General features: G+C 36.7%; 27 protein-coding genes and 1 pseudogene. 25 read left to right on the top strand and 3 right to left on the bottom strand.

The annotated features are described in order from the left end of the window. Positions 1–212 precede the first annotated feature (212 nt). The 8 genes and pseudogenes from P9L98_06360 (at position 213) to tmk (ending at position 6,714) form a co-directional block, all read left to right on the top strand. A pseudogene (locus tag P9L98_06360) lies at positions 213–794 on the top strand (PIN domain nuclease). After that, positions 772–1,479, top strand: a complete 708-nt coding sequence (ispD, locus tag P9L98_06365; GenBank protein ID MDP8216915.1) for a 2-C-methyl-D-erythritol 4-phosphate cytidylyltransferase — start codon at positions 772–774, stop codon at positions 1,477–1,479. Before P9L98_06360 ends, ispD begins: the two are co-directional and overlap by 23 nt. Beyond that, positions 1,470–1,940 carry a 2-C-methyl-D-erythritol 2,4-cyclodiphosphate synthase gene (ispF, locus tag P9L98_06370; protein ID MDP8216916.1) on the top strand — a complete coding sequence of 157 codons (471 nt, stop codon included), beginning with the start codon at positions 1,470–1,472 and terminating at the stop codon, positions 1,938–1,940. The genes ispD and ispF overlap by 10 nt, the downstream gene beginning before the upstream one ends. Before the next feature lie 231 nt (positions 1,941–2,171). Then, positions 2,172–2,837, top strand: a complete 666-nt coding sequence (gene epsC / locus P9L98_06375; GenBank protein MDP8216917.1) for a serine O-acetyltransferase EpsC — start codon at positions 2,172–2,174, stop codon at positions 2,835–2,837. Continuing rightward, a complete protein-coding gene (gene cysS / locus P9L98_06380; GenBank protein ID MDP8216918.1) occupies positions 2,827–4,275 on the top strand; it encodes a cysteine--tRNA ligase in 1,449 nt (482 codons plus the stop codon). Before epsC ends, cysS begins: the two co-directional genes overlap by 11 nt. Before the next feature lie 2 nt (positions 4,276–4,277). After that, positions 4,278–5,225 (top strand): sugar ABC transporter permease, encoded by a 948-nt coding sequence (locus P9L98_06385; GenBank protein MDP8216919.1) that lies wholly within the window; start codon positions 4,278–4,280, stop codon positions 5,223–5,225. An 8-nt stretch (positions 5,226–5,233) separates the two neighbouring features. Continuing rightward, positions 5,234–6,103, top strand: coding sequence for a carbohydrate ABC transporter permease (locus P9L98_06390; GenBank protein MDP8216920.1), 870 nt, complete (start codon positions 5,234–5,236; stop codon positions 6,101–6,103). Continuing rightward, positions 6,100–6,714, top strand: coding sequence for a dTMP kinase (gene tmk / locus P9L98_06395; GenBank protein MDP8216921.1), 615 nt, complete (start codon positions 6,100–6,102; stop codon positions 6,712–6,714). Before P9L98_06390 ends, tmk begins: the two co-directional genes overlap by 4 nt. Before the next feature lie 149 nt (positions 6,715–6,863). On the opposite strand, the gene P9L98_06400 is transcribed toward tmk, so the two are convergent. The 3 genes from P9L98_06400 to P9L98_06410 are packed head-to-tail and all read right to left on the bottom strand — an operon-like array spanning position 6,864 to position 11,960. Beyond that, positions 6,864–9,995, bottom strand: coding sequence for an efflux RND transporter permease subunit (locus P9L98_06400; GenBank protein MDP8216922.1), 3,132 nt, complete (start codon positions 9,993–9,995; stop codon positions 6,864–6,866). Next, positions 9,992–11,530 (bottom strand): TolC family protein, encoded by a 1,539-nt coding sequence (locus P9L98_06405; protein MDP8216923.1) that lies wholly within the window; start codon positions 11,528–11,530, stop codon positions 9,992–9,994. The genes P9L98_06400 and P9L98_06405 overlap by 4 nt, the downstream gene beginning before the upstream one ends. Next, on the bottom strand, positions 11,517–11,960 hold the full coding sequence (locus P9L98_06410; GenBank protein MDP8216924.1) for a MarR family transcriptional regulator: 444 nt from the start codon (positions 11,958–11,960) through the stop codon (positions 11,517–11,519). The genes P9L98_06405 and P9L98_06410 overlap by 14 nt, the downstream gene beginning before the upstream one ends. Positions 11,961–12,084: 124 nt before the next feature. On the opposite strand from P9L98_06410, the gene P9L98_06415 reads away from it, so the two are divergent. From P9L98_06415 to P9L98_06495, 17 genes are all read left to right on the top strand, one after another. After that, complete coding sequence (locus tag P9L98_06415) at positions 12,085–12,645, top strand: hypothetical protein (GenBank protein ID MDP8216925.1); 561 nt, start codon at positions 12,085–12,087, stop codon at positions 12,643–12,645. Positions 12,646–12,647: 2 nt separating this feature from the next. Next, a complete protein-coding gene (locus tag P9L98_06420; protein MDP8216926.1) occupies positions 12,648–13,091 on the top strand; it encodes an NUDIX domain-containing protein in 444 nt (147 codons plus the stop codon). Further along, a complete protein-coding gene (locus P9L98_06425; GenBank protein MDP8216927.1) occupies positions 13,088–13,663 on the top strand; it encodes a DJ-1/PfpI family protein in 576 nt (191 codons plus the stop codon). Before P9L98_06420 ends, P9L98_06425 begins: the two co-directional genes overlap by 4 nt. 23 nt (positions 13,664–13,686) lie before the next feature. Then, entirely contained in the window at positions 13,687–14,094 is a 408-nt protein-coding gene (locus tag P9L98_06430; protein MDP8216928.1) for a 4Fe-4S binding protein, read from the top strand. Further along, complete coding sequence (locus P9L98_06435) at positions 14,094–14,813, top strand: UPF0280 family protein (GenBank protein MDP8216929.1); 720 nt, start codon at positions 14,094–14,096, stop codon at positions 14,811–14,813. Before P9L98_06430 ends, P9L98_06435 begins: the two co-directional genes overlap by 1 nt. A gap of 129 nt (positions 14,814–14,942) precedes the next feature. Beyond that, complete coding sequence (locus P9L98_06440) at positions 14,943–15,215, top strand: HU family DNA-binding protein (protein MDP8216930.1); 273 nt, start codon at positions 14,943–14,945, stop codon at positions 15,213–15,215. A gap of 64 nt (positions 15,216–15,279) precedes the next feature. Beyond that, positions 15,280–15,486: a cold shock domain-containing protein gene (locus P9L98_06445; GenBank protein ID MDP8216931.1), complete on the top strand. Its 207-nt coding sequence runs from the start codon at positions 15,280–15,282 to the stop codon at positions 15,484–15,486. Between the two features lie 121 nt (positions 15,487–15,607). Further along, complete coding sequence (hisS, locus tag P9L98_06450; protein ID MDP8216932.1) at positions 15,608–16,867, top strand: histidine--tRNA ligase; 1,260 nt, start codon at positions 15,608–15,610, stop codon at positions 16,865–16,867. Then, entirely contained in the window at positions 16,861–18,255 is a 1,395-nt protein-coding gene (gene aspS, locus P9L98_06455) for an aspartate--tRNA ligase (GenBank protein ID MDP8216933.1), read from the top strand. The genes hisS and aspS overlap by 7 nt, the downstream gene beginning before the upstream one ends. Next, positions 18,248–18,862, top strand: coding sequence for a LysM peptidoglycan-binding domain-containing protein (locus P9L98_06460; protein MDP8216934.1), 615 nt, complete (start codon positions 18,248–18,250; stop codon positions 18,860–18,862). The genes aspS and P9L98_06460 overlap by 8 nt, the downstream gene beginning before the upstream one ends. Then, the gene (locus P9L98_06465) at positions 18,859–19,836 is read left to right on the top strand and encodes a PhoH family protein (protein ID MDP8216935.1); all 978 of its coding nucleotides are present in this window, start codon (positions 18,859–18,861) and stop codon (positions 19,834–19,836) included. The genes P9L98_06460 and P9L98_06465 overlap by 4 nt, the downstream gene beginning before the upstream one ends. Further along, positions 19,796–21,994, top strand: a complete 2,199-nt coding sequence (locus P9L98_06470) for an HDIG domain-containing protein (GenBank protein ID MDP8216936.1) — start codon at positions 19,796–19,798, stop codon at positions 21,992–21,994. Before P9L98_06465 ends, P9L98_06470 begins: the two co-directional genes overlap by 41 nt. After that, positions 21,981–22,403 carry an rRNA maturation RNase YbeY gene (gene ybeY, locus P9L98_06475; protein ID MDP8216937.1) on the top strand — a complete coding sequence of 141 codons (423 nt, stop codon included), beginning with the start codon at positions 21,981–21,983 and terminating at the stop codon, positions 22,401–22,403. The genes P9L98_06470 and ybeY overlap by 14 nt, the downstream gene beginning before the upstream one ends. Further along, positions 22,400–23,101, top strand: coding sequence for a diacylglycerol kinase (locus P9L98_06480; GenBank protein MDP8216938.1), 702 nt, complete (start codon positions 22,400–22,402; stop codon positions 23,099–23,101). The genes ybeY and P9L98_06480 overlap by 4 nt, the downstream gene beginning before the upstream one ends. Next, on the top strand, positions 23,101–23,724 hold the full coding sequence (locus P9L98_06485) for a DUF502 domain-containing protein (protein ID MDP8216939.1): 624 nt from the start codon (positions 23,101–23,103) through the stop codon (positions 23,722–23,724). Before P9L98_06480 ends, P9L98_06485 begins: the two co-directional genes overlap by 1 nt. After that, a complete protein-coding gene (gene recO, locus P9L98_06490) occupies positions 23,717–24,469 on the top strand; it encodes a DNA repair protein RecO (protein MDP8216940.1) in 753 nt (250 codons plus the stop codon). Before P9L98_06485 ends, recO begins: the two co-directional genes overlap by 8 nt. Beyond that, entirely contained in the window at positions 24,466–25,119 is a 654-nt protein-coding gene (locus P9L98_06495) for an energy transducer TonB (protein ID MDP8216941.1), read from the top strand. Before recO ends, P9L98_06495 begins: the two co-directional genes overlap by 4 nt. Positions 25,120–25,132 lie beyond the last annotated feature (13 nt).

Raw genomic sequence — 25,132 nt, forward strand, 5'->3', positions numbered from 1 at the left:
TATATCTGACATCTTTTCTACTTGCACTTCTGGTTAGTTCTGTATTCTCTCTTATCTCGGTAAAGCTGTTCTCTTTCTTTAAGTTTGGTATAGCTCCTGAGATAGTCGCCGTTCTCTCTTTTGTCTTAATTTTCTATCTCTGTTTTGCTGTAGCTTTCAAATTTAGTGAGACAAAATTGTTTTCAGCCTCGGGTTCTAAAAATGAGTTAATAGTTGTGGATACATCTGCAATTATTGATGGCCGGATTGCAGATCTTTGCGCGACCAAATTTTTATCGGCCAGGTTCTTAGTTCCCAAGTTTGTACTTAAAGAGCTACAGCATATAGCTGACTCTCATGACCATCTTAAGAGAAAGAGGGGTAGGCGCGGTTTGGATATTTTGAGCAGGATGAGAAAGGCCAAAGTAGATGTTGTTATAGATGAGCACGATTTTCCTGATATAAGAGAGGTAGATGCTAAGTTAATTCAGCTATCTAAATTCTATGGAGCTTCTATCTTTACAACCGATTACAATTTAAATAAGGTAGCTCAGTTGCAAGGGGTCGTAGTTTTAAATATTAATGACCTTGCCAATGCCCTTAAGCCTGTAGTATTGCCGGGTGAAAATATGAAGATAAGAGTTGTTAAGGAAGGTAAGGATAACAAGCAGGCGGTTGGTTATCTGGATGATGGTACAATGGTTGTGGTTGAAGATGCAAAGCACTTAATGGGTAATGTTATAAGTATAGTTGTAACAACAGCATTACAGACCTCAGCCGGTAGAATAATATTTGCTAAAAAAGCTAAGCGTTGATATGCAGGTTGCATTCATTCTTCTGGCAGCCGGAAGCGGCGAAAGATTAGATGCTGAAGTTCCCAAGTCACTCGTTAAGCTTAATAATTATCCTCTGTTTATACATTCTCTGATTAGATCTAAGGAGGCGGGGTTTTTTAATCAGTCAATCCTTGTTGTGCCTAAAGGGTTTAAAGAAGATTTCCAATCTGCTTTATCTAAATATAACCTTGATGTTGATAGTTTGGTCTTGGGCGGTTCTAAGAGGGTGGATTCCGTCTCCAATGCTCTGGACTCTATCGAGTATGCAGACTATGTATTTATACATGATGCGGCACGTCCATTTATTAGCGTTAAACTTATGGAAGTTCTTTTAGAAGAGGTGAAGAAACATTCTGCCGTTATACCTGCATTGGCAGTCAGTTCGACATTAAAAATATCTAAAGATGGTTTTGCGGTTAGGACATTGAATAGGGATAATATGTACACTGTTCAGACACCGCAAGTCTTTGATTTTCAATTAATTAAATCAGCATTATTGGAATTTAAAAATAGAGATGTAGGAAATGAGATATTTGATGATTCTTATTTATTGGAGTTTAGTGGTAAAAAAGTTAAGATGGTAGAAGGAGATGTATCTAATTTTAAAATTACATATCCTCGGGATCTAGAATTTGCAAAGAGGATTTTAGAACAATGCAGATAAAAGTTGGCTTTGGTTTTGATTCTCACGGTCTTGAAAAAGGCGAGAAGATCAAGCTTGGTGGAGTTGAGATAGAATCTGACCTTAAACTCAAAGGATTTTCAGATGGAGATCTCATTATGCATGCTCTATCTGATGCTATCCTCGGTGCTATATCTCATAAAGATATAGGGGAGCTATTTCCTGATACGGATAGCTCTAATAAGGATAGGGATAGTGCTGATTTTTTAAAACAAGTTAAAGAGTTAATGCTCTCGAAGGATTATAATTTGAGCAATGTCGACATTACTGTTGTTTTAGAGAGGCCGCATCTTAGTCCCTATAAGGATAGGATAAGAGGAAATATAGCTGAAATTTTAGAGTTAGACAATGATTTAATCTCTGTTAAAGCTAAACATCCTGAGGAAGCTTTTTCAACTAATGCAGCTGTTTGCTTCGTAGTTGTACTGCTGACAAAAGATTGAGTTTTCTATATTAGTTTATTTCAGGGTTAATCAACACTATATTTTTATTGATTGTTATGTTTTTGGCTTGCATGTCTCTACTTTCGTATTTTATATAATTAGATATAATAATCTGGCTGTTATCTTATTCTCTAAATTTAGCTTTATATATTGACATTTTATGAAGTTCAGAGATAATAAATTACAATGTTTCTAATTATTTTAATTGTTGCAATAATAGCGGGATATGTTATCTCTATTCTGCTTAAGTCTGAGATAGAGGCAGCTATGGAGCGTGACCCTGCAGCCAGGAGCAAAATAGCCATAATAATATTATATCCTGGGCTACATGCTTTAATCGTCCATAGGTTATCCCATTATCTTTATGGGTTGAGAGTGCCTTTTATCCCCAGATTGATATCTCAGCTGGCAAGACTATTAACCGGCATTGAGATTCATCCTGGAGCTGAGATAGACGATGGACTATTCATAGACCATGGAATGGGCGTTGTAATAGGTGAGACCTCTATGCTAGGTAAAAATGTGACTCTCTATCAGGGTGTTACATTGGGGGGGACCGGCAAAGAGCGGGGAAAACGCCACCCTACCATAGGAGATAATGTTGTTATAGGTTCCGGAGCCAAAGTGCTGGGCAATATAAGAATAGGAGACAATGTTCAGATAGGTTCCAATGCTGTTGTTATAAAAGATGTACCTGACGACTCTACTGTCGTTGGAGTTCCGGGAAGAATGGTGAAGAGAGAGGGGGTAAAAATACCCAAGATATCTTTAGATCATACAAATCTACCTGACCCTTTAGCTCAGTCTATAGACCATATTCAGAGCGAGATAAACGAAATAGAAGGTGTCTTAAAGCAGTGGCGTAAAAAGAAAGAAGAAGAGCTGAATGGCGATTAAACTCTTAAACTCCCTTAGTAAGAAGAAAGAAGAGTTTCAACCTATAAGAGAGAATAAGGTCAGCATCTATCTCTGCGGGCCTACTGTCTATGATAAACCCCATTTAGGGCATTTAAGAAGCGCTTACGATTTTGATGTTATAAGAAAATATTTTCTATTTTCAGGGTATGAAGTATTGTTTTTAAGAAACGTTACCGATATAGATGATAAGATTATAGATAAGGCTAGAAGTTCATCGAGTAAAGATCTAAAAGAATCAACTCGTGAGATTGCTGATAAATATTACAAGGTTTACGATCTTTGGATGACCCAGTTTGGGATAATGCCTCCTGATTTAGAACCCTGGGCTACGGATCACATATCCCAGATGCAAGAGATGATTCAAGAACTTATTGATAGAGATTGTGCCTATCTCTCAGACGGAGACGTTTATTTTGATATTAAGAAGTTCAAAAATTACGGTAAGCTCTCTCATCGCTCTGCTGAAGATATGATATCAGGAGTAAGAGTTGAGCCAGGCGATAAAAAGAGAGATTCTCTTGATTTTGCTCTCTGGAAAAAAGCTAAAGAAGGTGAGCCTTCTTGGGAGAGTCCTTGGGGCAAGGGGAGGCCTGGTTGGCACATAGAGTGCTCAGCTATGAGCACATGTTACCTAGGGAATACTTTTGATATTCATGCCGGCGGAAGAGATCTGATATTCCCCCATCATGAGAACGAGATTGCCCAGGCTGAAGCGGCAACAGGAAAGAGATTTGCAAATTACTGGCTGCATAATGGAATGCTTACAATTGATGCTCAAAAAATGGCTAAATCTCTTGGTAATTTTATAGCAATAGAGGATGTTTTAAGTAAGTATCATCCTGATGTTGTTAAGATGTTTTTTCTCTCTACAAATTACAGTAGTCCTATCGATTTTTCCTGGCAGAGATTGGATGGGTTGAAATCAGTAAAGAGTAGTTTTGATTCTTTCTTTTCAAAGTTAAGGGTGATAAGAAATGTAGAATACTTGAAATCTGAAGTAAAGTTTGGGAAAGAATATTCTGAATTTGATAATCAGATAGATGGTCTAGCTTCTAAATTTAAAGATGCTATGGATGACAATTTTAATACTGCCTTAGCATTCGGGGTTCTTAATGAGATGTTGAGTCTCGGTAATAAAATATACGATGATAAAAATATAGAGTTTTCGTCTAAGGTTATTCTTTTGATCAGGATAAAGAATCTTGTTTTAAAGTTCTCTAAAATATTTGGTCTTTTTGAGAATCTTGATTCAGGGATAGAGGGTTATAAGCAGGCAGTCGATATTTTGGTAAGAATTAGAGATGAATTAAGAGATCAGAAGTTATATCAATTAGCAGATAAGATAAGAGGTTCTTTGGAGAACATAGGAATAGTCTTAGAAGACGGCGCGGGTGGATCCAGCTGGAGAAAGGTTTAAATTTGAAATCTAGAAACAAAGAATCTCTAGCAGCTTTTCTATTTTTAACTCCAAATATGATTGGGTTTTTGGTTTTTACTTTTTTACCTGTGATATTCTCTCTTGTCTTAAGTTTTTTTCATTGGGAACTTGTCGGTAGCGGAGAGTCTCTTTTTTCTAATCTTAAGTTTGTTGGTTTTGCCAACTTTGTTAAGCTTCTAGGTTTTCATTTTAAAGATGGTCACTTAATAGCTAATGATCCCCATTTCTGGTACTATCTCTACAATACTATATTCCTGATGCTTATAATTCCTGTAGGCATTCTAGGATCTTTGATATTAGCCGTAGCTGTTAATCAAAAATTAAAAGGTGTTGTATTATATCGAGTCATATTCTTTCTTCCGGTTATATGTCCTATTGCCGCAATAGCAGTTCTCTGGAAAGTCTTGCTCAATCCCGATTTTGGGCTTATAAATAGTTTGATAGTTAAGTTCTCAACTCTATTAGGCTTAGAGATAGAAGGACCTAATTGGCTGTCTGATACTAATTGGGCAAAGCCGGCAATCATGCTTGTTAATCTCTGGATGACTGTGGGCGGTTATAATATGATCCTATATTTGGCAGCATTGCAGGGTATTCCAAAGGATCTCTATGAGGCAGCAAATATAGATGGGGCTAGCTCTTGGCATAGATTCCGCTATATTACGGTTCCAATGATATCTCCGACCACCTTCTTTATAACCATTATGAGTATCATTGGAGGGTTACAGGGTTCTTTTGCCATAATATATATCTTAACAGGGGGAGGTCCAGCCGGATCATCTACCACTATAATGTATTACATATTTACAAATCTTTATGAATTTCAAAAGGCTGGTTATGCTGCTGCTGTTGCCTGGGTGTTGTTTATTTTAATATTTCTTTTCTCCAGAATATATTGGAAGAGAGGCGGGAGTTTGGTTCACTACTGAGAATTTTAATGAAGAGCGAGATTAAAAATAGAAAAAGATTTGATGGAAAGATTACCAAAAATGTTTTTTGGTATCTCTTTCTTTCTATTTTTGGTATTACCATGATTCTGCCTTTTGCTTGGATGGTATCTACATCACTTAAAGATTCTGTCGAGGTCTATACAGGAGACCCTTTAGATTGGCGAAGCTGGATACCTGATAATTTTATTTGGCAGAACTATATTGATGTTTTTAGGGTAATACCATTTTTAAGATTTTATTTTAATTCTCTATTCGTTGCCTTGTGTGTAACTTTAGGTGTTGTTATTACAAGCTCTCTTGCCGGCTATGCTTTTTCGCGGCTTAATTTCATAGCTAGAGATAAAATATTCTTTACCTATCTTGCAACTATGATGATACCGGGTGCTGTTGTAATAATACCGGTCTTTATTTTAATGCGCTACTTTGGTTGGATAGATAGCTATAAAGCATTGGTTATTCCCGCTATGTTTACAGCCTATGGCACTTTTATGCTGAGGCAGTTTTTTATGACGTTGCCTAAAGATTTAGAAGATGCTGCTAAAATTGATGGCTGCGGTTATCTGGGGATATTTTTAAGAATAATACTGCCTCTTTCAAAACCGGCTCTGGCAACTCTTACCGTCTTTACCTTTATAGGCAACTGGCAGAGTCTGCTCTGGCCGCTTCTTGTGACTAACTCGATTGAGATGTTTACTGTTCCTATCGGTCTATCTTATTTTGAGTCTCAGTATTACCTTGTTAATTGGACGCTTCTTATGGCGGCCTCTACTATGGCAATCATTCCTATCGTTACAATCTTTGTCTTTGCTCAGAAGTTCTTTATCCAGGGCATCAAGCTTGAAGGGATTAAAGGATGAGGGGAGTATTCGTTACATTTGAAGGTATTGAGGGAAGCGGTAAATCTACCCAAGCAAGCCTTTTTATAGATTGGTGTCAGGAAAAAGGTAGGAAGGTAATTTTTTTAAGGGAACCCGGCTCGACTTCTATTGGTGAGAAAATACGCGAAGTATTGTTATCTCTTGATTATGAAAATTTTTACTCTCAGACTGAACTTCTGCTTTTTCTGTCTGCTAGGGCGCAGATGGTGAGAGAGAAGATAAGCCCTGCCTTAGAAAAAGGTGTTATAGTTATTTTGGACAGATATTCAGATTCTACTTTTGCCTATCAGGGATACGGGGAAGGTATTCCTTTAGAGCTTATTGATAAAATGAATTCTTTTGCAACTTCTAATCTTATGCCGGATATTACTTTTCTTTTGGATATAGAGATAGAAGAGGGTTTAAAAAGAGCAGGTTTTAAGGATAGGATTGAAAAAAAAGGTTTGGAGTTTCATCGAAAAGTAAGAGATGGTTATTACCAATTAACCGAGAATTCTGATGGAAGGATACGTATTATTAAGGTCAAGAAAGATTTCTCAGAGACTCAAAAAGAAATAAGAGAAATTTTCCAGAAAAAGTTTTCTTTATAAAGTTCTTTCTGCTTCAAATTGACTGTGATAATAGTATCGATATATAAACAACGAATCAAAGATTAATTAATAATAAAGAGATAAAGATGAATAGATGGTAGTCAATAATTCAGTTAAACAAAAATATTTAAGTTTTTAGCACAGGGCAGTTAGTCTGAATTATTCTCGTTCTTCTTTCTTGCAGTCTCATGATGGGCTATCTTTATAGTAATATCGTCAATAACGGCATAGATGCAGGGAATAACTATTAGAGTTAAAACTGTTGCACAGATTAAACCCCAGACAATAGTTAAAGCCATGGGTTTTAAGAACGGATCGCCTCCCCAGATGCCGTAGGCTGTGGGAGTTAGACCTAGAGAAGTTGTTATTGTTGTAAGCAGAACAGGTCTAAGACGTAACCGGCCTGCCTCTATGATCGACTTACGTCTATCTATGCCTTTTTGGCGCAAGTTGTTTATGAATTCAACCAGGACTATTGAGTCATTAACAACTATACCGCTTAGGCCGACTACTCCCATAAGCATAAAGAAACTTAATGGAAGGCCGTGCAATAAGAATGCCCAAATTACTCCTATTAAGCCAAAGGGAATAGCCATCATGACAATAAATGGTTGAATAAGCGAATTAAAGTTAGCAGCCAATATCATAAATATGCAGAAGAATGCAATTATAAAAGCTCTCATGAATCCTTGGAGCGATTTTACGTTCTCTTCCTGTTCACCGCCGAATTTAACTGTATACCCTGGGTATTGCTTAGGTATATCTTCCATCTTTTGAGCAAGAAGCTGGTTGGCCTTGAGAGAGGTTATTTTTTTGTTATCTACATCGGCTCTGATTGTTATTACTCTCCTACCGTCTAAGTGGCGTATCGTAGAGATAGCCGTCTTATCTTCTATTTTAGCTACCTTATTAAGAGGTATCAGGTTATTGAATTTATTGAGAATTAGTATTTTATTGAAAGTGGCTCTATCATTGCGATAGTTTTGCGGAAACATTACCAGAACATCTATCTCTTCTTCTGCTTTTGTCGGTTTTATTGAGGTTGCAATTCCTCCTCTAAATGTTGCACGGATATTTGAAGCAATCTCGCTAATTGATAAGTAGGTGCTAGCTGCAGCTTCTTCATCGACAACTACTCTTATCTCACTCTGTCCTATTTCGTAATCTGATGTTATGTCGGTTATACCTGGGATATTCTCTAACATTGAATATGTTTTCCGAGATATCTCATTTAGTACCTCAAAGCTCTCGCCTCTTATTTGGATTGCTATGGCTTTACCTGTTGGAGGTCCCTCTTTCTCTTTTTCAAAATATACTTCATCAAAGCCTTCTAGATCTTTTAATAAAGGTCTTAAGTCGTCGACAATCTCATCGACCTCTCTTTTTCTATCTGCAGTAGGGCTAAGATATACAGTAACCTGAGCAATATGGCTTCCAATCTTTCCACTGGGATCGAATGTGCGGTGCGATAACCCGGATCTACCAATTTCAGTTGTATAGGCATCAAGTTCATCAGATGGGAGTTCAGATACTACTTCTTCTATTTTATACATCAATCTCTCTGTCTCGTAAAGATTGGTTCCTATTGGTGCTTCTGCTTTTATATAGAATTGCTCGATGCCCTGGCTTCCAAATAGTATAAAGGGCATAAATTTAGCGGTCACAAATGTTAAGATTAGAATTATAAATATCACTGTTAATACAATGTAACGTTTGTTTAAAGCTTTATTTATGGTTTTAGTATAGAAATTAATTAGAGTTTTAAACCAGGGTAATTCTTTCCTGGATTTAAATTTTTCACCTGCTTTTACCTTTATAAAATCTGCAATATGGGAGGGTAGAATTACCAATGCTTCGAATAAAGATGCAGCTAGAGCAATTGTTACAACAATAGGTATTCCACGGATAAATTTTCCAATCATACCTTCCATAAGCATAAGCGGTATAAAGGCTGCTACTGTAGTTATAATTGTTGCGGTTACCGGCTTAATAACTTCCTCTGTTCCTAAAATGGCTGCTTTTCGGGGTGGGTATCCTTCTTCTATATAGCGGGAGCAGTTCTCGGCTATGATTATTCCATCATCTACAATCATGCCTAATACTATAATAAGCCCAAACATAGTTATCAGGTTTACACTTATTCCGACAAAACCCATTATTGCCAGAGTTATGCTAAAAGCTATAGGTATGCCCAAAGCAGTAAGAAAGGCTATCTTTGAATTCAGGAAGAGCATCAACACTCCCAAGACTAAAAATATTCCAATAATTCCATTCTGCCTCAATACCCCAAGGCGTCTTTTGACATAGAAGGACATATCGTCAATATAGGAGATATGGAGTTTTGAATTAGCATACTTTGTGTATTTTTTGACAGCTTTTTTAACAGCAGTTACTGTCCTTATTGCATCACCGCTGCTTTTTTTAATAACTGTTAATGCTATAGAACGGGTACCAAAGTTTTTGTTTATTGAATCTTCTTCTTCAAAAGAGAATCTTACCTTAGCAACTTCTTTTACATAGAGCCAGTTTCCTGCATCATTTGCTCTTATTACAACATTCTCTATCTCATTTACTGTATGGAACTCTCCTGTAGTTCTGATGCTGAACTCTTCATTGGCTCTGATCTTTCCTGCAGGTATGCTTATATTTCTTTTACTCAGTGCCGCCATTATCTCTTCAAGCGAGATCTGATACTCTTTTATCTTATCGGGGTCAACTTCGACCCAAACTTCTTTATTACGCCAACCGCTTTTAGATATTGAAGATACGCCTTCTATATCTTCGAGAATATCTTCCAGGTTCTCGGCATCTTTCTGCAAATCCCATTCACTCATATCTCCGCTCAATGCAATTTTAATAACTGGGATTTCATCCGATGTTATCTCTATTACCCGAGGGTCTTCTTTAATCTCACCGGGTAGACCTCTTACTCTATCTACAGCTTTTTGGATATTATCTATTACCTTATCTTTATCTCTAGCATCTTCACTTATCTCTACTGATATTGAAGAGAGGTTATCCGTTGAAGAAGAGCTAAACTCTTCTATACCATCTACGCCTTTAAGTTCTTTCTCAATAGGAGTAGTTACTAATTTTTCTACTTCATTAGGGGTTGCTCCTGGATAGACTGTTGTTATTATAACAGTATCAAAAGATACCTCAGGGAATGCCTCCTTCTTTATCTTTGATATAAAGAGGGTATAAAATCCTGCGATAAGGATAAATATAGATATGAGGTTTATTAATAGCGAGTGTTTTACAGAGAATTCACTTATCTTCATAGTTCAGAGTTCCAGTATCTATCAAGCAGCGTATTTTTTGTAATAGCCAAATCTATCAAACTGATATGGTAGTTATAGAGAGTGGTTGCAAGGTTTAGTTCTGCATTTAATAGGTCTTCTTCATATCTTATAACTGCATCTGAGCTGGATCTTCCGTAATTAAATCTTTTCATCTCCTCCTGGAGTTTATTTCTCTGCAGCTCTACAATTGAGCTATAAAGTTCAGTCTGACTCTTTAAGCTATTTACGCTTTTGACCTTGTTGTACGCTTCTTTAAGTATCAATCGTTCAACTCTTTTTAAAGAGAGCAAGAGCTGTTCCTTGTAGAGACGTGCTTCTTTAAGCTCTGAACGGGCTTCTCTATTCTCTATCGGAATATTGAAGCTTATCCCTACGTAAGTTTGAGAGTCATTCTCTCTTGATAGATCACTCCAGGCATCGCTCTCGCTGCTTCTGATACCATTTTTAATAAAACTTGCTTCTAGATCTATCTCTGGCCAGAGAGAATTTTTCTTTATGTTGATATCTATATCTTTGGACTTAAGTCTGTTTTCAATAGTCTTATAGTCACGCCTGGTCTCTATTGCTTTTTTTAATTCCGTATTCACGTCTTTACTTAGAAGCTCTGTTTTTAAGCTATCCAATATCTTTATATCAATAGAAGAGTCTTCTTCGTTTAACAAGAATAGTAGATTGTTTTTAACCAGTTCTCTTTCTAGCTCTGCAACAAGGAGCTCATTCTTTCTATTTTGAAAGTTTGCTTTAGCTGCAAATATATCTACTTCTTCTGCCAGACCGCGTGAATATTTATCTTCATATCTTGTATATAATTCGTTGGCTTTATTGAGCATATCATTTCTTATATTCAATATTTTATCTCTTAAAACCAAGCCCCAGTATTCGGTCTGGACATTATATATGACACGTTCTATGGAATCTAAAGAAGAGTATTCAGCATTCTCTATATCTATCTTGGTTATTTTGATCTCATTCCGGTCTTTAAGGCCGAAGAAGTTTTTACCTAAAGACTGAGTTAAAGTTATAGCTCCAGATGCTTCATAGTTCGGGTTTACTGCAACTGTCGAAAGGCTTGATGAGGTTCTTATATCTGCTGCTTCAAGTTCTATAGTTGAACCTGTTGGCAGAGTCTTTTCTATTCCCATTGAAAATGATTTACTGCGTGTATGAGAGTTATCTATTGTTGAGGATAACTGCTGCTTATTATCACGATAGTCAGCTTCTAAAGTTAAAAACGTATCAAAGATAGACTTTTCTTTTTTAAGTTTTGTCCTGCTTCTGTAGGCATCATATTTTGCAATCTGTATCTCTAATGAATTTTTGAGCGCAAGCTCTGTTACAGATTCAATTGATAAAGGCAATGTTATGTTATGCTCATTTTTTTTAGTTTTAAAGTCTATTCTCTCTTTATCTATTTCATTTAAAGAGAGAGCTTTGTCGTTGTTAAGCATTACAATAAGAATAGCTAATAATAGGACTATTGCTTTATATAAAATCAGATGTTTATCTTTCTTCATTTTGATATAGACCGGTTTTTATTTTCTTTAAAATATTCAGATAGTCTTCTCTCTCTCTCTCTGTTAATTTAGAGAATAGCGCTATTATTTCTTTCTCTCTTTCTAGGCGTATATCTTTTACCATTTTTTTCCCTTTCTCTGTAATCTTTATATAGATTACACGTCTATCTTTTTTATCATATATTCGTTCTATCGTTTTTATAGAATAAAGCCTATCTATCAGGCCTGTTGCAGCAGGTAGGGATATGTTAAGTTCAGCTGCAATATCTTTCATCTTTAGCGGTCCTTGCAGAGATAAAATATTAAGTGTCAGGTATTGAGGTAGGGTAATAGTCCCTTTCTTTAAAGCGTCATTTTGGTTTTTGACTATACCCCTTATTATATGAGGTAGTATCTTTGTGACCTCTTTGGCAAAATGCTCAATATTCATTTTTATTTTAGTTAATTCAGTAAATAGTTAATACTACTAACTATTTGCTGAATTAACTATCGCATATTCTCTTATATCTGTCAAGAGGTTCTGGTATAATAACTAAATAAATACAGGAGGTATTATGGTAATATTTTTTAAGTTTCTATTTTTGGTAATTCCGCTGACGTATATTCTATTTGAGAAAAGAGCCTCTTTAATCGTCGTAACGGTCTTATTCTCTTACTTTCTAATTCTAAGAGTATCTGAATCTAATCCTGGAATATTTAATTTTCTCATGAGGTCTAAACTCTATTCCGGGGTTAAGGATATTGCCAGGGAGAAACAGGTAAGTTTTCTCTGTATGTTAGGAGCTGTATTTATTGTAGCTAACTTTTTTCAAAAAGATATTGCCTGCTTCTCTCTCATATTAAGCCTCTCTTATATTGCAATATTATCTTTCCTTGAGAGGTTTTCTAAGATTCGACTGTTAAATAGGCCTTTAGATATAATGGTGATTCTAATCCCGGTTATATATTTCTTAGCTAAATATATAGGGATTTATTTTGTACTCGAGAATAATGTTGTGAATTACTCTGTCTTGGCTCTGCCTTTAATACATTTTTCTTTACGTTGGCCAGAGAAGAGTTTCTCTGTTGTATTTTTTACGGCTTTTACGGCTCAGTTTATTAAAAACTCTTTTTAAAAATGGTTAAGAGAGAACTATCCTGCGGCGGAATTTTATATAGAAGAGTAGAGGATAGTTTTCAGATTGTTTTAGTTAGGAGGTTAAGAAAGAATGGTCTATCTGTTTGGTGTATTCCCAAAGGCAAGGCTGAAGAGGGTGAGGGGCATAAAGAGACTGCATTGAGAGAGGTAAGAGAAGAGACGGGTATGAATGGTATTATTGAGGATGAATTAGGCAAAATTAATTACTGGTTTCATGATTCTGAAAATAAGGTTAAAATAAATAAAACAGTATGGTTTTTCCTTATGGTGTATAAAGATGGTGATTTGGAAGATCATGATTCTGAAGTTGAAGAAGTGAGATGGCTTGGAATAGATGAGGTGTTAGATTATATGAGCTATGATTCGGAAAAGGATATGGTTGAAAAATCAAAAAATAGATTACTTGAAAAGGGGATTATTTGAAAAAGTTTCTACTTCTATCTTTTATTTCAGGGTTACTATTTACAATGAAAGCTTATTGTCAAGATAAAGTTTTGATGATAGTGCCTAAACAAGATTTTCGGGATGAAGAACTGTTTGTTTCTAAAGAGATTATTGAAGATGCAGGCTATGAGGTAGATATAGCTTCTAGCTCTACAGGATATTGCTTCGGCATGTTGGGTCATAATGTCGAGGCTGCTAAATCTTTAGACGGTATAAGGGTGGCAGATTATAAGGCTATAGTATTTATAGGCGGTGCGGGAGCGAAAGAGTATTGGTATGATAATAGAGCTCTCTCTATAGCTCAAGATGCTATAAAAGAGGAGGTTGTTTTAGCTGCGATATGTATAGCTCCTGTTACTCTGGCCAATGCTGGAGTTTTGGAAGGTAGAGATGCTACCGTATCAGCTTTATTTAAAGATAAGATTATAGCTAAAGGTGCAATTTATAGTGGTTCCGGTATCGAGGTTGATGCTAATATTATAACTGCAAGTGGCCCCTCTTCCAGTGAAGGATTTGGTTATAAGATAGTCGAACTTTTAAAAGATAAATAGTTTTTTTATTTTCGGAGGTAGAGATGGGTTCTAAAAAAATAGTGTTACATTTTCCTAAAAAATTAGTCGACCGTCCTATTATTTGCAATATTGTTAAAAAATATAATCTAGATTTTAATATCCTTAGAGCTTCAGTTACTCCGGATGAAGAAGGGCTTTTGGTTCTGGAACTTACAGGAGCGGTTAAAGATTTAAGTAAAGCAGTTAAGTCTCTAAGGAGCAGCGGAGTCACGGCTCAGCCTTTGAGCAAGGATGTTGTTAGAAATGAGTCTAAGTGTACTCATTGCGGGCTCTGTGTAGTCTATTGCCCAACAAATGCTTTATATACTGACAGAGCAACACAAGAGATAATCTTTGAAAAAGATAAATGTATTGGATGCGAAATTTGCGTAAGAGTCTGTCCTACCAAAGCTATGGAAGTTAGTTTTTAATGCAAAACAGATTCTATAGGGATTGGACCAGAAATCATGGAGGGGTAAATTTTCAGGTCCAAATTGAGGAGACGGATCTCTCTATATCGGCAGATAGCGATATTAAGGATCAAGCTCTTGACTGCGTTAAAAAACAGAGAGCTTTATTAAAAGAGTATATAAAAAAAGATAGTTCATTTCTCATCTCGCTTGAGCCAGTTGAAATTAAACCCCAGGCACCTTTAATTATAAAAGAGATGATTAGAGCCGCTTCTATAGCCAATGTTGGGCCTATGGCTGCTGTTGCCGGTGCAATGGCAGAGATTGTAGGAAGAGAGCTGCGTAAGCTAAGCGAAAATATAATAGTTGAAAATGGCGGCGATATCTATATAGATACTCGTGATAGCAGTGTAGTTGCTCTCTATGCGGGCGGTTCTTCTATATTGGGTAAGATAGGTTTAAAATTAGACCAAAATATTATGCCTGCTGGAGTCTGTACTTCTTCAGCTACGATAGGGCACTCTTTGAATTTTGGTAAAGCCGATGCTGTTACTATAGTATCTGATTCAGCTGCTATTGCTGATGCATTAGCTACTTCTATCTCAAATAGAGTTAAATCTTCTTCTGATATAGGCTCTGTTTTAAAATACGCCCAAGATATTAGTGATATTAGAGGGTTGGTTATAGTTGCAGCTGGAAGAATAGCTTTCTATGGTGGTATTGAGATTATAAAAGTGTGATTTTACAAAAATTAAGTTTTTTTGCTATCTTCTTGAGGCTATTTTAGTTATAGTAATTATCTTGACATGAATTTGCTCTTATGCTAACGTGGCCCTAATACTTAATAGAAGATAAAAAAGGAGGTTGTGATGACTAAGAAAGATATTGTTAATCAAATTGTAGAAAAGACAGGCTATAAACAAACTAAGGTTAAGAATACAGTTCAACTGACGTTAGATACAATAGCTTCTGCTCTTGTGGGTGGGAATAATATTGAATTGAGGAATTTTGGAGTCTTTAAGGTAAAAACAAGAAAGCCCAGACAGGGACGTAATCCACGGACAGGAGAGATTGTTCCTGTGCCCGAGAGGCGTGTTGTAGTTTTTAAGCCAGGCTTGGAGTTGAAAGAAAGATTAAAATAGAAGAATGTTTACTTCTTGCCATGTCTGCCTGGCTATACGGGGAGAAGGAAGAGGTAGGTGAAGTATGAGTAGTAAAGGTAAGGTCAAATGGTTTTCAAACCAAAAAGGTTTCGGTTTTATAACACCAGAGGAAGGGGCGGATGTCTTTGTCCATTTTTCTGCAGTTCAAACCGAAGGTTATAGGACACTTGAAGAAGGTGATGATGTGGAGTTTGAGATAGTTGAAACTCCTAAGGGTCCTCAGGCTGCTAATGTAAAAAGAGTTAGCTGAATCAAAAATTACAAACCCGCCTCTCTCTATTTTTGGAAAAGGCGGGTTTTAAAATAATACTTTTTTGTTTTTTTCAATACATCCTTATGCTCAATCGTATTATACTAAAGATGGGTAAAATATGAATTATAGAAGGTTGCGAGGTACAGAAGATATATATGGGTCTAAGGTTGAGGTTTGGCATAAGGTTGAGGCTATTGCCAGGGAGATTTTCGAACTCTACGGGTATAAGGATATAAGAACACCTTTAATCGAGTATACAGAGTTATTCAAGCGCAGCATCGGTGAGAATACCGATATTATAGAGAAAGAGATTTTTCAATTTCAGGATAATTCCCAGAGACTCATATCTCTAAGACCGGAGGCTACTGCCTCTATTGTCAGAGCATATCTTGAAAATAGTCTTTATCAAAGACCTGGAGTGGCAAAATTTTATTATTCAGGGGCAATGTTTAGGGCTGAGAGGCCTCAGAGAGGACGGAAGAGGCAGTTTCATCAATTAGGCGTTGAAGCTATAGGTTCTCTATATCCTGAGATGGATGCAGAGGTTATATTATTGGCTCAGAAGTTTTTTGATCTTCTTGGAATTAAAGATTGTATTACAGAGCTTAACACTTTAGGCTGCAGGAAAGATAAGAATGGGATATCCGATTATTTAAGGAGAGAGATCAAAGATAGTCTTGGAGATCTCTGTCCCAGCTGTCAGGAGAGATACGATAGAAATATTTTCAGGGTCTTGGATTGCAAAAACCCTACTTGTAGAGAAAAGATATCAAGGTTGAATGTCGATATTAAAAATGCTGTTTGTAAAGATTGTTTAAAGCATTATCAGGATTTAAAAGATATGCTTGACCTGTTAGGTCTTAAATATGTGGAGAATAAACATTTGGTCAGAGGTTTAGACTATTATACCTGCACTGTATTCGAGATATCCCATCCAGGTTTGGGTGCTCAGAATACCATAGCTGCGGGGGGGCGGTATGACAATTTGGTAGAAGATATGGGCGGTTCTGCCACTGGAGCTGTCGGTTTTGCTCTAGGAGTAGAAAGGTTGATAACGGCGCTTAATGAAAAGACGGATTGTTCTAAGAGTCTGGATGTTTTTATTATTCTGCAAGATAGAGGTTTAATAGATCAGGCTTTGCTCAGGCTTGTTGAGCTTAGGGATAATGGTGTCTCAGCAGATATGGATTATGAGAGCAGGTCATTAAAATCACAGATGCGGTTGGCTAACGAGAAAAGATCTAGATTTGTTCTAATAATAGGCAAAGAAGAGGATAAGCAGGGGGTCTATTCTTTAAAAGATATGAAAGCACATCAGCAGCAAAAAATAAAAAAGAGAGATATTTTAGGCGTTATCAAAGGAGGTTTAAATTGCTAAGGACTCATTATTGCGGAGAGCTTCGGAGAGAAGATAAAGATAAGAAGGTTGTTTTAGCCGGCTGGGTCTATAGGATAAGAGAACATGGTAAGGTCACATTTATCGACCTGCGTGATAGGGAAGGTCTTATCCAGGTTGTATGTGTTCCCAGCATCTTAAAAGATAGTGTAAGTGTTGTTAAAGAGTTAACCAAAGAGGATGTTGTCTCTATTAGAGGTACTGTGAATGAGAGGCCTCAGGGTACAATAAATGAAAGTATTCCAACCGGAGAGGTTGAACTGTTGGCGTCAGAGATTAAATTACTTAATAAATGTAATGACCTCCCTTTTGACATAGAATCAGAGACAGAAGTATCTGAGGACCTGCGTCTTAAGTATAGATATTTAGATTTAAGAAGAGAGGAGTTAAAGAAAAACTTTATTTTTAAAAATAGAGTTACCAAAAGTATTAGAGATTTTCTTCACCAGAAAGGGTTCTTAGATATAGAGACTCCGATACTTACAAAGTCTACACCCGAAGGAGCTAGGGATTTTCTGGTACCTGCTCGTCTACGTTCGGGCAGTTTCTATGCATTGCCTCAATCTCCCCAGCTATTTAAGCAGATTCTGATGATTGCAGGGTTTGATAAGTATTACCAGATAGCAAGGTGTTTTAGGGACGAGGATCTAAGAGCTGATAGGCAACCTGAGTTTACACAACTTGATTTAGAGATAAGCTTTGTAGATGAAGAGGATATCTTCAATCTCATAGAAGAGTTGTTAAGGTATCTCTTTAAGGAGGTGTTGAATTATGAACTGAAGATTCCTTTTCCACGTCTCTCTTACGGAGAAGCTATGGAGAGATATGATTCAGATAAGCCGGATCTAAGAACAGAAAAAAATGATTTTTGCTTCCTCTGGCTAAAAGATTTTCCATTATTTAATTTTAATGCCGAAGAAGATAGATGGGATATGGAACACCATCCTTTTACTGCGCCTCATCCGGAGGATATAGATCTTATAGGCAAAGATATGGGTAAAATTCGGGCTAGGTCATATGATTTGATTCTTAATGGTGTTGAGTTGGGTAGCGGCAGCATTAGAATACACCAGAGAGAATTACAGAGAAAGATTTTTGAAGCCATAGGAATGGAGGATAAAGATGCAGAGCGTAAGTTTGGTTTTCTATTAAAGGCTTTGGATTCCGGTGCACCGCCTCATGGCGGTTTTGCTCTGGGGCTGGATAGAATGCTTGCTTTAATATTAGGGAAGGATAGCATTAGGGATGTAATAGCTTTTCCTAAGACTCAGCGCGGTATCTGTCTTTTAACTGATGCCCCTTCTCATGTTGATGTTGACCAGCTACTGGAATTAAAAATAAAAACGTTGAAGGAGGAGAGAGATGGATAAAAAAATACCGTTTTTAATTTTAATAGCAGTTCTATGTTTCTCTTTAGGTTGCATAAGTGTGGGAACGAGAGAGATCATAATGCCTGATCAAGAGATGATAGGTAATCAGGGTTATCTGGATGGTTCTCCTTCATCAATATATAGGGGGAGAGAGGTTAAAAAGAAAAAGATTTACGATATAGAGATAGAGATTCCAGATCTGTTTCAGGAAAAAACAAGTTTTTCTTACGATCAAACCATATGGGGTAACCAAGGGTATCTTCAAAAAGAAAATGCCGAGATGTCCCGTATCTATGTTGCCCCGAAAAAGAAATCTCTTCCTGTCATAGAGTTAGAAGAGGTATATGAGAGTGAAGATGATATAGAGCCCCTAAGTTCATATTCTCAGGAGCCTGCAGAGCCTGATAGAGTCGAATATATGGATTATGTAGTAGTTGAGGGGGATAGCCTCTGGATTATTGCAAAGAGAGTTTATGGTGATGCGGCAAAATGGGATCTTATATCCGATAATAATCAGGATGTTTTAAAAGGCCGCAAGTATCTTAAACCTGGAATGATATTGAAGCTGCCTGTTTTAGACGAGAATAGAGTTCAGTATATAAAATGAAAGAGAAGCTCTTGGAGTTTGAAGATAGCAAGGTTGCTCAGGCGCTTGCCGGTCGTTTTGATGATAATGTTAAATTGATCGAGAAAGAGTTGGGTTTAGATATTATACCTCGCGGTAATGGTTTTATACTAAAAGGTAAGGATAGTGAAATAAAACAAGCTGAGAAGTTGCTCCAAGAACTGGCTTTTGCTGTAGATAGAGAATCCTATCTGCGTAAACACGATATAATCTATGCTTTAAAATTGTTAGACAAGAATGCTGAGGCTATCCATGAAGTATACTTAGATAAAATAGAGGTATATTCAAAGAAACAATACGTCACTCCTAAGACGGAAAAACAGAAAGAGTATCTGGATGCTATTAAGGATTATGATATTGTTTTTTCTATAGGGCCAGCGGGTACAGGCAAGACCTATCTTGCTATGGCCATGGCTGTAAATGCTCTTAAAAAGCAGGAGGTCTCGCGTATTATTTTAGCTAGACCTGCCATTGAAGCAGGAGAGAAGCTTGGTTATCTTCCGGGAGGCATTCAGGATAAAGTATCCCCTTATCTTAGGCCGCTCTATGATGCTCTATATGATATGATGGAGCCTAGTATGATAGAGGATTATATAGATATGGGTATTATAGAGGTTGCACCTCTTGCCTATATGAGAGGCAGGACTCTTAACGATGCTTTTATTATTTTAGATGAAGCACAAAATTCTACCCCCGAGCAGATGAAGATGTTTCTTACTAGGCTTGGTTTTGAGTCAAAGGCAGTGATTACAGGGGATATCACCCAGAGCGATTTGCCCAATGGTGTAATTTCAGGCTTGGTAAGAGCGGTGGATATATTAGAAGCTATAGATGAGATTAAATTCATATATCTTAGCCGTGACGATGTTGTAAGGCATGAACTAGTCCAGCAGATATTAGAGGCTTATGAGGCTTATGAAGGTAAGAGAGAGAAAGAAGATACTAAAACTTCGTAAACGAAAAGGAACTGGAGACTCTTTAAGCTTAAAGTTTTTTGTCCGGCCTTTAATAATATTAAGTACTGCAGTTTTAATTACCGCAATATATTATCTGGGTGAAGAGATATCTCAGTTTAGCTTAAGAGAAGGAGATATAGCCTTAAGAAATGTATTTGCTCCTTTTAACTTTAGCTATAGCGTCGGCATAGATAAGGATAAAACAGAAGCAGCAAAAGAGAGAGCTAGATTAAATTCGGGAGAGGTCTATCTTTTTGACAAGAACGTGCCGCTGGTTGTTTTGGATAAGATTAAAAAAGTCTTTGATTATATACCCTCTGTTTTTACCGAAGAAGAGAATCTGCACTTGCCTGAAGAGCTGATATCTTTTATGCCTCAGAAGCTGAACTTTAAAGATCTCCGTGCTTTAAGAGAGTACAACCTGGATTTGATCTTAAAAGAGATGTCTGAGCCGTTGGAAGAGTTCTACAAGAACAGCTATGTTATCTCCGGCTCTAATTTCTCAAGGTTTATCTTATCAGAAGCTAAGTATCTCTATGTAAAGTCCGGCAGTGATTATGTCCAGGTTTCCAGAGATAGCTTGAAAATAGCCGCTCTAAGTAAAGCCAAGGATATTCTTTCTTCAGAGTTTAGGAAGGTACTCAAGTTTAGGAACAGAGAATTGATAATAAGTTTAATATCTTGGAACTTGGAACCCAATATAATATTTTCTGAAGGAGAGACAGAGGCGTTTAGAAAAAGAGCAGAGAAGAATGTAAAGGATATAGATATACGTAAGTATATCAAAAAGAATGAGAGTATTCTCTCGAAAGGTGAACATATAGATAAAGAGGATTTGATTAAAATTAGAGAGATTAACAGTAAGTTTGGAGATAAAAAACTTCCTGCAGTTTTAGGTATATTTATCTTCTCTTTACTCTTTCTTTCCCTAATTACTATCTCTTATAAGTATTTCAATCCCAAGTTCTATCAAAATGTTTCTCAACTAATTTTAGTCTCTTTGGTTATCTTGCTTACAGTAGCTATCTCTAAAATAGTAGTGCTATCTCCGTTGCCCAGTTATTTAATCCCTGTTGCTATGGGGCCTATGCTGATAGCTGTTCTGGTCTCTTTTCCAGTTGCGGTAAAAGTCTCAATCTTTGTCGCTATTATAAGCGGTATCATAATAGGGGATAATATAGTACCTGCGGTATGTTTTCTCATCGGTTCTCTTGCCGGTATCATGGCCATGAAAGATACCCGTAACCGTTATCAGCTTCTCAAAGCCGGAATAGCTGTCTCGGGTGCTCAATTTGTTGCTCTATTCGGACTGGGACTGGCCTTTGGCATGGATAATTATATTCTTTTGAGAGAAGGTTTAATGGTTGTATCAAGCGGAATCTTGGCAGCTTTCTTTGCGCTGGGATTATTGCCTATCTTAGAACATATCTTTAAGATTATAACCAATATAAGCCTTTTAGAGTACTCAGATTTAAATCACCCATTATTAAAAGAACTTTTAATAAAAGCCCCCGGGACCTACCATCATGCTCTTATTGTAAGCAGTCTTGCTGAGCAGGCTGCGGAATCAGTTGGAGCTAATCCGCTTTTGGCCAGAGTCGGCTCCTACTTTCATGATATTGGAAAGTTGGAAAAACCTGAATATTTCTCCGAGAATGTATCTTTAAAGAAAAAAGATAAGTCTAAACATGAAAAACTTTCTCCCTCTATGAGTAGTTTAATAATTACAAATCATGCTAAAAAAGGTATAGAGCTTGCGCAGTCATATAAGTTGCCTTCGGCAATAGTGGATTTTATTGAACAACATCACGGGACTTCTTTAGTCTATTATTTTTATCATAAGGCTTTGGAAAATAAATCTCCCCAAGACATAAAAGAAGAGCAGTTTAGGTATCCGGGCCCTAGACCTCAAACAAAAGAGGTTGCAATAGTCTCTTTAGCCGATGCTGTTGAAGCAGCTACGAGAAGCCTTCAGGATCCAACTTCTGCCCGTATAAAAGGCCTAGTAAAAGAGGTAATCAATAACAAGTTTATTATGGGTGAGCTTGATGAATGTGAGCTGTCCTTTAAAGATTTGCATAAGATCGAAAATGTTTTTACCAGATTGAGTGTTAGTATACACCACGGAAGAATTGAATATCCTAATGGCAAAAAATAGTTTTAATATTGTTATAGATAGTAAAGATTCGCCCTTCAAGAAGAGTAAGATCGCTTTTTATTTCGAGAGAATAATAGGAGTTTTGCCTGAAGCTAGAAGTCTCTCTTGGAGTATTGCGGTAGTATCGGATAAGGATATGAAAAGATTAAACAGGAGCTATAGAAGTAAAGATAAGACTACGGATGTACTGGCTTTCTTCTATTCTGACGGAGATCCTCAAGCAGAGATTATCATATCTTCAGAGATGGCGGTTAGGAATGCTCCTTACTATAGCAACTCTCCCGAGGAGGAGTTTTTAACTTATTTGATCCACGGGGTATTGCATATTTTGGGATATAATGATATAAGGAAAGGTCAAAAAGATTTAATGTTTAAAAAGCAGAGTGATATTTTAAAGAAGATACTATGAAAAAAAGAACTTTTACTGTGCGGTTAAATAATGCAGTTGAAGGATTGATAGGAGTTTTCAAAGAGCACAGAATAGTACGTTTATACCTTCTTATAAGCAGCCTTGTTTTTGCAGTGGGTGTTTTTCTTGGATTGGGTAGAGTGGAGCTGCTTTTTCTTACCATGGTTCTTGGACTTATACTCTTTGCTGAGATGATTAATTCCTGCATTGAGATGGTGCTTGATTTTGTACATCCTGATTATAGTAAAAATCTGGGTAAGATTAAAGATATGCTTGCAGGTACGGTTCTGTTTATGGGGGTAGTTTCGTTTTTTATAATCTATCTCTTGCTTAGTCCTTACCTGGAAACTTCTCTGCCTAGAGGTTTTGATAGGTTAAAAGGGGCTCATTGGTATATTACCTTTTTTACCCTTGCTATAGTAGGTGCTATAGTTATAATAAGCAAAACTTTCTTCCAGAAAGGTACTCCGCTTCGGGGCGGTATTCCATCAGGACACGCTGCTATGTCTTTCTCTATTTGGACTATCATAACATTACTTGAGGCAAATGCATTGCTCTCAGTATTGATATTTGTCATGGCAGTAATAATTGCAGCAAGCAGGATTAAAGAGGGTATTCACTCATTATGGGAGATAGTACTCGGAGGTTTGGTAGGTTTTTTAGTAACGCTTACTATATTTCAGATATTTAGCGGCTAATGATGTTTAAAAGAGTAAGAAAATATTTTTTGACTGGTATTGCTACAGTCTTACCGTTGATAATAACTTTTTGGTTTTTAGCTTGGTTGTTTGAAATAGTCGACAATGTTTTATTAGAGCCGTTTTTCAATTATGTTCAAAATTATTTAGGTTACCCCGGCATAGATATAATTATTAAAGTTGTTCTGGTATTGGTTCTGGTATTACTGCTCTCTTTCCTGGGCTTTCTGGTCAGTTTTTTATTCTTCAGAAGATTCTTGAATTTTTTTGAGGCCCTTTTTCTTAAATTTCCCATAGTAGGCAAGACTTATAAATCTATTAAGCAGATAAGCGATGCTGTTATGGGTGAAGGTAGGAATGTGTTTAAAAAAGTAGTTCTTGTTGAATATCCCTCTGACGGTAAATTCTGTATAGGTTTTATGACTGCCAAAGCAGAGAATATTTTAAATAAAACGGCTGGATTTGAGCTTATTACTGTCTTCATACCTACAACTCCTAATCCTACAAGCGGTATGTTAATCTACTATCCCAAGGAAAAGATTAAATATCTTGATATGACTGTTGAAGAGGGTATGAGAGTAGTTATTTCGGCAGGAACTGCAATTGTATCCTCAGATGATTGAGAAGACAAAAGCCTTTATAATCAACAGAAGAGTATATCGTGATACGAGCCTGCTTCTTACTCTATATAGTTATGATTTCGGTAAGATTGAGGGAATAGTAAAAGGTGTGAGAAAGATAGAAGATTACGGCCGTTACGATGGTGTTCTGGATCTATTTTCCAACTATGAAGTGGTTTTCTATCCTCGCAAATCAAAATTTGCCCTCTTTGTTCAGTTCTATCTCTTAAACTCCTATTGGGAGAGTATCAGAGATTACAGCAAATTTTCCACCCTATGTTCGGCTATAGAGCTGTTAAATTATGTTATGCAGCCCTACGAGGATAACAAGGATGTATATGGCTTGATAGATTTTCTATTAAGCGAGATATCTGCGAATAGAACAGATATAGTTTTTTATACTTTCCTGATAAAACTGCTGAAATTTTCCGGTTTTAGCCCTCAAATAAACGAGTGTATTAATTGTGCTGAAAAAATAGAATATAAGGGTTATCTCTCAATTTCCGAAGGGGCTCTATATTGTTCGGAATGCGGCAGTAAGAGGAGAGGTCTGACTCCTGTAAGTTCTGGAGTTATTAAATCTATTAATTTTTTAAAAGACGAGTCTTACGTAAATATAAAAAGGTTTCTATTTACCCCCAAAGTTAGAATAGATTTAGAAAATATCATTGCTAAGTTTTTAAAGTACCATATATCCTTCAGCTCTAAAAGCTGGAGCGAGTTAAACTCTGAGCCTGCTTGCAGATGATTAGAGATAATCTTATCAAGAGGGCTCTCTTTGTTTCGCTTCTGTTTCATTTTGCGCTTTTAGTTCCTTGGCGAGGTATATCTCTTATTAAACCTAATAAGAATAGAGTTTCAGGGGCAGAGCCTGTGGTAGTCTCTTACAAGATATCTAACAAAAAGGAAGTCGAAATCCAAAAAGTTGAAGTTTTGAAGAGAGATCAAAAGGCCGAAGCTAAGGACTCAGAGAGGAAGCCTTTTGAAGGCTTAAAAGATGATATTACACTGGTGGAGAAGGAGAAACATGAACAGAGCTCTTATTTAATTGAAGAGGATGAGATTGTAAGCCTTTCAGGAAAGATGAATAGCCATGTAGTCCCGGCTATTCTTATTGAGTATTATAGCTCCATAAGAGAAGAGATTAAAAAGAAAGCTTTCTATTACAAACCTGTTCAGGGTAGAGGTGCTGTCACAGTACTCTTCGGTATCGATTCAAAGGGCCTACTTAAAAGATTGACTATTGATGATATTAGGTCAACTAATCAAAAAAACCTCAGAACCGCTGCTTTAAATAGTGTAAAACATGCTGCTCCTTTCTCTCCTTTTCCTCCGGAACTTAAGAATAGTATTATAACCTTCAGTATAACTATAGAGTTTGCATTGGGAAGCAATTAAAGCAATATTTGAT

It is taken from the genome of Candidatus Kaelpia imicola (genome assembly GCA_030765505.1).
GTDB lineage: Bacteria > Omnitrophota > Gorgyraeia > Kaelpiales > Kaelpiaceae > Kaelpia > Kaelpia imicola.